Genomic DNA, 8,392 nt, shown 5'->3' on the forward strand with positions numbered 1-8,392 from the left:
CCCGCAGGAACCTACGTCCCAGGTCGGGTCCGCCCAGCCTGATGTGGGAAGCCGCTTCAACGCACCGGTCCCCGCCACGGGCGTGCCCGACGTTTCGCCATCCTTCCAGCGCCAGCGCGCCACCGAAGATGAAGCCGGTCAGCAGCCGGACGAACAGCCCCGAGTCGACCTCCTGGAAGAGGATGACGTGGTGGATCGTGAACCCACGGAGCAGCACGGCACCGCCGAATTGGGCAGTGAATCCGACTCGGGTGACTCATCCGAGTTCCCGTCCGCGGACCTGGTCTACGGACGCATCCCCATCACCGATGTCAGCCCCGTGGTGGAGTGCGGTCGTCTCCCCGCCACAGCGATCCCCGGCGAAGACATCCGAGTCTCCGCCACCGTGTTCCGCGAAGGCCACGATTCCCTGGGCGCGAGCGCCGTTCTGTACGACCCGCAGGGCCACGAGGTCCAGCGCGTCACCATGACACCGGGCGCCCCCGGTACCGATCGCTTCCACGCACTGCTGCGCCCACTGGCGGAGGGCCCTTGGGGTTTCGCGGTCGAGGGCTGGTCGGATCTGTACGATACGTGGCTGCATGCCGCCGAGATCAAGATCGGTGTCGGCCAGGACGTCGAGCTCATGTTCAAGGAGGGCCAACTGCTCTTCGAAGCAGCGTCCAAGGAATCCTCGCGTTCCACGGCGGAGGCGCAGGCCTTCGAGGACGCCGCGGCCCGCATGATGGATACCGGTCTGTCGGTCGAGGACCGGCTGGCTGCTGGCACTTCCGCCCAGGTCAAGGCATACGTGGCCGAGCGCCCGTTGAGCGACCTGTTGAGCTCGTCCCAGCGGTTCCCGATCGAGGTCGAACGCGAAGCGGCGGGTCGTGGATCGTGGTACGAGTTCTTCCCGCGCTCCGAAGGCGCCACCTGGGATGCGGAAGCGGGCCAGTGGATCTCCGGTAACTTCACCACGGCCGTCGAGGCCCTGGACCGAGCCGCGGCCATGGGCTTCGACGTTGCTTACCTGCCGCCCATCCACCCGATCGGACGGAACCACCGCAAGGGGCCCAACAACTCACTCGAGGCCGGACCGCAGGACCCTGGCTCTCCGTGGGCCATCGGCTCGGCCGAGGGCGGTCACGACGCCATCCACCCTGACCTGGGCACCTTCGAAGACTTCGACAAGTTCGTGGCCCACGCTCACGAACTGGGCCTGGAAGTGGCCTTGGACCTCGCGCTGCAGGCGTCCCCCGACCACCCATGGGTCGCCGAACACCCGCAATGGTTCACCACCCGCGCCGACGGCACCATTGCCTACGCGGAGAACCCGCCCAAGAAGTACCAGGACATCTACCCGCTGAACTTCGACAACGATCCGCAGGGTCTGGCCCGCGAGGTGCTGCGCGTGGTCGAACTGTGGATCAGCCACGGCGTGGACATCTTCCGCGTGGACAACCCGCACACCAAGCCCCTGTGGTTCTGGGAGTGGCTCATTGCCCGTGTGCGCGAAGAGCACCCGAACACCGTGTTCCTCGCGGAGGCCTTTACCCGCCCGGCCATGATGCAGGGCTTGGCCAAGGCCGGATTCCAGCAGTCCTACTCGTACTTCACCTGGCGCAACACCAAGGAAGAGATCGAGGAGTACCTCGAAGAGGTTTCCCACGAAACCTCATCCGCCTACCGGCCGAACTTCTTCGTCAACACCCCGGACATCCTCACCGAGTACCTGCAGTTCGGTGGTCCGGCGGCCTTCAAGGTGCGCGCGGCGTTGGCTTCGACTGCCTCACCGTTGTGGGGCGTCTACGCGGGGTACGAACTGTTCGAGCACGTGGCCCGCCCGGGTGCCGAGGAGTACATAAACAACGAGAAGTTCGAACTGCGCCCCCGTGATTTCCAGGGCGCGGTTGATCGGGGCGAGTCGCTGGCCCCATACATCACCCGGCTCAACGAGATCCGCCGGGACCACCCGGCGCTGGGTGATCTGCAGAACCTCACCGTGCAATCCACGACCGATTCCGCCATCGTTGCGTACTCCAAAACCAAAACCGTGGAACGCGATGGCCACGAGGTGAAGGACACCGTGATCGTCGTCATCAATACCGACACGCACGCCACGCGTGAGGCCACGGTGTGGCTGGAACTGGATTCTCTGGGTCTGGGCGATGATGACTTCAACGAGGACGGTTCGTTCTGGGTGGATGATCTGATTTCCGGTGCCAGCTGGAAGTGGGGGACCCACAACTACGTCCGTCTGGATCCCTACATTGAGCCCGCGCACATCCTGCACATTCGACGCAACGTGAAGTGATCCCCGTGATGGCTCGGATCAACCCTGTGCCACCAGTATGTCCACGTCACCTTTGAGAGGCCACAGCAACCGACCATGACCAGCACACCCTTCCACCTCAACGCGCCGGGTATTTCGCACGATCCGGACTGGTTCCGCAAAGCCGTTTTCTACGAAGTTCTGGTGCGGGCGTTCTCGGACGCCAATGGCGATGGCTCCGGTGATTTCTCCGGGCTGATCGACAAGCTGGATTACCTGCAGTGGCTGGGCATCGACTGCCTGTGGATTCCACCGTTCTACGAGTCCCCGCTGCGCGACGGCGGCTACGACATCTCCGACTACTACTCGGTGTTGGATGAGTTCGGTACGGTCAGCGATTTCAAGCGGCTCGTGGCCGAGGCTCACGCGCGCGGACTGCGCGTGATCACCGACTTGCCGTTGAACCACACCTCGGATCAGCACCCGTGGTTCCAGGCGTCCCGCGAAGATCCGGAGGGGCCCTTCGGCGATTTCTACGTGTGGTCCGACACGGATGAGAAGTATCAGGACGCGCGCATCATCTTCGTGGACACGGAGGAGTCCAACTGGACCTTCGATCCGGTGCGGCGTCAGTTCTTCTGGCACCGTTTCTTCTCCCACCAGCCGGACCTTAACTTCGAGAACCCCAAGGTCGTCCAGGCCGTGTTCGACGTGGTCAAGTTCTGGTTGGACATGGGCATTGACGGCTTCCGCGCGGATGCCATCCCGTACCTGATCGAGGAGGACGGCACCAATTGCGAGAACCTGCCGGGCACCCACGATTTCCTGGTCAACTTGCGCACCATGGTGGACGAGCTCTACCCGGGGCGCGTGATCATTGCTGAAGCCAACCAGATGCCGCATGAGGTCGTGGAGTACTTCGGAACGGAGACCTCACCCGAGTGCCACATGTGCTTCCACTTCCCGATCATGCCGCGCATTTACTACGCGCTGCGTGACCAGAAGGCCGAGCCCATCGTCTCCACCATGGAGAACACGCCGCAGATTCCCGCGGGCACCCAGTGGGGTACGTTCTTGCGCAACCACGACGAGTTGACCTTGGAAATGGTGACCAGCGAGGAACGCCAGGCCATGCTGGGCTGGTATGCCCCGGATTCGCGCATGCGAGCCAACATCGGTATCCGACGTCGCCTGGCGCCGTTGCTCGACAACTCGCGGGCCGAGCTGGAGCTCGCCCACGCGTTGCTCTTGTCGCTACCGGGCTCGCCGTTCCTCTACTACGGGGATGAGATCGGCATGGGCGACAACATCTGGCTGGACGACCGTGATGCCTCCCGCACGCCTATGCAATGGACCCCGGATCGTAACGCCGGGTTTTCCACCGCGGATCCGGGCAAGCTGTACCTCCCGGTGATCCAGTCACTGGTGTACAACTACACCCAGACCAACGTGGAGACCCAGCTTGCGTCGTCCTCGTCGCTGTTGCATTGGATCCGGCAAATGCTCATGGTCCGCAAGGCACACCCGGCATTCGGAATGGGGGACTACGTGAACGTGGACACCGATCACGAGTCGGTGCTTGCGTTCTTGCGTCGCTTGGATCCCCACGATGCGGATGACGAGCACGGCGAAACGGTGCTCAGCATTTTTAACCTGTCGCATGTGCCGGCCAGTTGCTCGCTGACGCTGCCCGAGTACGCCGGTCGCGGTACCCGCGAACTGTTCGGCGGGGAGCCTTTCGGTGAGTTCGATGAGTCCGGTCGCTACCGGATCACCCTGGGATCGCAGGACTTCTTCTGGCTGCGGTTGCGCAGCGCGTCCTCGATCGACGGATCCCACCCGGAAACCATCGCGATGCCTATCATCAAGCCCGCGCGTAACGACTGACCGGTGGGGCACTCCACGAAGATGTATCTGAGGGAAGCGGGGAACACACAATGACGGATCAACAGGTTCTGGACCGGTTGCGTGACTGGCTGCCGCGGCAACGCTGGTTCCCGATCACCGCCATAGCTGAGGAGATCACGCTTGATGTCGCGGGCCGTGTGCAGCTGGACCTCGACCTCGAGGGCACGGATTCGCTCGTGCGCGATCATGTGGTGTACCTGGTTCGGGCCACCGTGGGTGATCGCAGCGAGCTGCTGAATGTTCCGGTAGTACGCACCGCCGAGCCGCTGGCCGAGTACGAGCGGTACCTGATCGGCTCCTATCAGGGCACCGGTCCCAGTCGCGCTCTACCCGAGCAGATCGTGGCCGGCGTGGATGCCTCAACCTCCTTCCTGAGGCGTGCGGTTCGGCAGGCGGGGTCGTTCTGGGAACGACGCCGCTCGGGGGCCACCGCGGAGCAGGCCACCTCACCCACTGACGAGCCCACGCACGCCGGGCCGGACAAGCCACCGTCGAACCAGGAACCCCGCGCCCGCGCGAGTTCCGAACTGGACGAAGACCACGCCGGCACGTCTTATCTCTACGACGCCGTGGGCGACCCCGCATTCCTGGACGCCGTGCTGCGCATCATGGACACCCAACTCGGTGTCGGTGGTGTGCTGCGCCACGGTATGGGCATCCACGGCAAGTACACGGGCGCGCTCAACATGCAGTACAGGATCTCCGGCTCCGACCAGGTCCGCGTCATTTCTTCGGAACAGTCGAACACGTCGGTGATCCTGACCCCGCCCGCCCACGAGACGTCGTCGGACACCGCCCTGCGTGGTGACGCGGTCATCGTGAAGTTCTTCCGTGTGGTGGGGGAAGGGCGCAACCCGGATGTCGAGGTCGGCGTGGAGCTCACCTCGCAGGGATCTTCGGCCGTGCCGGCCACTGCAGGGTGGATCGATGCCCAGTGGCGCCAAGGACTCGTGACGACCGCGGGCCAGCTGGCCGTGGCGGCACACTTCGTGGACCACGCGCAGGACGCATGGGCCATGGCGGTCGACAGTGCAACGAACGGCGCGGACTTCACGGACCGTGCCCGGGAACTGGGGGCCACCACGGCGCGTGTGCACGCGGATCTGATTGCTGCCTTCGACCCGGTCACCGTCGACCACGACGCCCGCAATGCTTTCCTGAAGGACATTTCGGGGCGGTTGCGCTGGGCCTGGGAGGCATGCGGCGACCGGTTCAGCGAGTTCGAGCAGGTCCTCGAATCACTCATGGCCGAGCTCGAAAACCTCCACGAGCTGCCTCCTCTGCAGCGCATTCACGGGGATTATCACCTGGGTCAGGTGCTCTACAACCGGGACGATGGTTTCAAGGTTCTCGATTTCGAGGGTGAACCGTTGCGCCCCATCAAGGAGCGAGTACGCCCGGACGTTGCGCTCCGCGATGTCGTGGGCATGCTGCGTTCCCTGGATTACGCCGGCGCCATGGCCGGTCGCGACCGGTCCGAGGACACGCAGGAATGGACGCGGGCGGCGTCGTCGGCCTTTCTCGAGGGTTACCGCGAGGTCAGCGGCCGGACCCTCGACACGGAATCCGTGCTGTTCCAAGCGCTGTGGCTGGACAAGGCGCTGTACGAAGTGGTCTATGAACAGCGCAACCGTCCCGACTGGGTGGATGTACCGACCGATGCCGTCATCCGTTCGCTACGCGACGCAAGCTCCCGTAGCGTGACAGCCACGACGGACGATCATCAGAACTCCGACGACACCTTCAGAACTGAGGAAGTAGTGAGTACCGAGCGAGAGCAGGACCCCCGACACACTCCGGACACCTCGGCTGATCCGGAACCCACGGGAAAGCAGCGCCCCGTGCCCGCGGAGATGTCGCAGAACACGGATCAGGACGCCGGCCCATCCGGGGAGAACAAGCCCAAGCCCGTGTCCCAAGAGGTGCTGGCGGCCGTGGCAGAGGGCAGATACCACGATCCCCACTCGGTGCTGGGCGCTCACCCGAACGGTGATGACACGGTCACCATTCGTACGTTGCGTCGGTTCGCGAGCGACGTTTCGGTGCGCACCGTGGACGGTCTGTACCCGCTCGAACACGAGTGGGGCGGCATCTTCTCGGGTGTCGTTGCCTGTCATGAGGAGGGGCGTATCCCGGATTATCGTCTAGAGGTGACCTACAGCGGGCAGGAACCGCAAGTTCTGGATGACCCGTACCGCTTTGCACCCACCCTGGGCGAGTTGGACCTGCATCTGATGGGTGAAGGGCGCCACGAGACGCTTTGGACTGCGCTGGGTGCGCACGTTCACCGGTACCCCTCGGCCATGGGAGAGATCCGGGGCGTGAGCTTTGCGGTGTGGGCCCCCAATGCTCGCGCCGTGCGTGTCATTGGTGATTTCAACGGCTGGGACGGTTCCGAGCACGCGATGCGCTCGCTGGGCTCCACCGGCATCTGGGAGTTGTTCATCCCGGGAATGGGCTCGGGGGACACCTACAAGTTCCGTGTCCAGGGCCGTGATGGTAGCTGGCGGGACAAGGCCGACCCCATGGCGTTCGGAACGGAAGTACCGCCGTCCACGGCATCCCGGGTCTTCGAGTCCACCTACGAATTCCAGGACTCCGAGTGGATGGCCAAACGAGCCCAGACCGATCCCCACAACGCGCCCATGAGCGTGTACGAACTCCACATCGGTTCGTGGCGCAAGGGCTTGGGTTATGTGGATCTCGCACGCGAGTTGGTCGAATACCTGACATGGCAAGGGTTCACCCACGTGGAGCTCATGCCGGTTGCCGAACACCCCTTCGGTGGTTCCTGGGGTTACCAGGTCACCTCCTACTACGCACCGTCCTCTCGGTTCGGTTCTCCTGACGAGTTCCGTTACCTGGTTGACCAGTTGCACCAGGCCGGTATCGGTGTGCTCGTCGACTGGGTGCCGGGCCACTTCCCCAAGGACGAGTGGGCGCTTGCGAAATTCGATGGCGAACCGCTGTACGAGCACTCGGATCCCCGCCGCGGTGAGCACAAGGACTGGGGCACGTTGATCTTCGACTACGGCCGCTCCGAGGTGCGCAACTTCTTGGTTGCCAATGCCAACTACTGGCTCGAGGAGTACCACATCGACGGTCTGCGGGTGGATGCCGTGGCCTCCATGCTGTACCTGGACTATTCGCGTAACGACGGCGAATGGGAACCCAACAAGTACGGCGGCCGCGAGAATCTCGAAGCCATTGGGTTCCTGCAGGAATCCAATGCCACGGCCTACCGTCGCAACCCTGGCATTGTGATGATTGCGGAAGAATCCACGTCGTTCCCGGGCGTCACCAAGCCCACCGAAGCGGGTGGTCTGGGATTCGGCATCAAGTGGAACATGGGCTGGATGCACGACAGCCTGGAGTACATGGCGGAAGACCCGTTCAACCGCCATTACCACCACAACAAGGCAACGTTCTCCATGGTCTACGCCTACTCCGAGAACTTCATCCTCCCCATTTCCCACGACGAAGTCGTGTACGGAAAGGGATCGTTGTTGCGCAAGATGCCGGGGGACCGATGGCAGCAGCTGGCCAACGTGCGTGCCTACCTCGCGTACATGTGGGCGCACCCGGGTAAGCAACTGATCTTTATGGGAACCGAGTACGCCCAGGAATCCGAATGGTCGCAGGAACACGGCCTGGACTGGTGGCTCTCCGAGACCCCTCCCCACCACGGAGTGCAAGAACTCGTGAAGAACCTCAACGAGATCTACCGGGGCACCCCCGCGCTCTACGTCCGTGACAACGACCCGTCCGGTTTCGAATGGATCGATGCCAACGACGCCGGGCGCAATACCCTGTCGTTCACCCGCTGGGACGATCAGGGCAACCCGCTGGTGTGCGTTGCCAACTTTGCTGGTAACCCGCATGAGAACTTCCGCGTGGGGTTGCCGTGGGCCGGTGAATGGGACGAGGTGCTGAACACGGACTCGGAACTCTTCGGGGGATCCGGGGTGGGCAACCTCGGGAAGGTCGCAGCCACGGAGGGCGCCTTCAACGACAAGCCCGCCTCAGCGGAGATGACCGTTCCCCCGCTTGCGGTGCTGTATTTGAAGCCGGCATCTCAGTCGAAGAACGACGTCAACTAGCGCGTCGACCCGCGACCCGCGGCGCGAACCGAAAGGTTCGTTCCGCGGGTCGTCTTGCCTCATGTCAAGATGTCCGGATGGTGTTCGTGCTTGCCTCAGGTGAAATGTCCGCGTAGCTCACGCGGCGGGGCGG

General features: G+C 63.6%; 3 protein-coding genes. All 3 read left to right on the top strand.

The features are described 5' to 3' along the window. Nucleotides 1-229 precede the first annotated feature (229 nt). The 3 genes from ABEA06_RS05795 (at nucleotide 230) to glgB (ending at nucleotide 8,259) form a co-directional block, all read left to right on the top strand. A complete protein-coding gene (locus ABEA06_RS05795) occupies nucleotides 230-2,293 on the top strand; it encodes an alpha-1,4-glucan--maltose-1-phosphate maltosyltransferase (protein ID WP_345310887.1) in 2,064 nt (687 codons plus the stop codon). A 75-nt stretch (nucleotides 2,294-2,368) separates the two neighbouring features. After that, nucleotides 2,369-4,138 carry a maltose alpha-D-glucosyltransferase gene (gene treS, locus ABEA06_RS05800; protein WP_303381839.1) on the top strand — a complete coding sequence of 590 codons (1,770 nt, stop codon included), beginning with the start codon at nucleotides 2,369-2,371 and terminating at the stop codon, nucleotides 4,136-4,138. A 50-nt stretch (nucleotides 4,139-4,188) separates the two neighbouring features. After that, nucleotides 4,189-8,259 (top strand): 1,4-alpha-glucan branching protein GlgB, encoded by a 4,071-nt coding sequence (gene glgB, locus ABEA06_RS05805; RefSeq protein ID WP_345310883.1) that lies wholly within the window; start codon nucleotides 4,189-4,191, stop codon nucleotides 8,257-8,259. Nucleotides 8,260-8,392 lie beyond the last annotated feature (133 nt).

Origin of the sequence: Kocuria gwangalliensis (genome assembly GCF_039544365.1) — a bacterium.
Classification (GTDB): domain Bacteria; phylum Actinomycetota; class Actinomycetes; order Actinomycetales; family Micrococcaceae; genus Kocuria; species Kocuria gwangalliensis.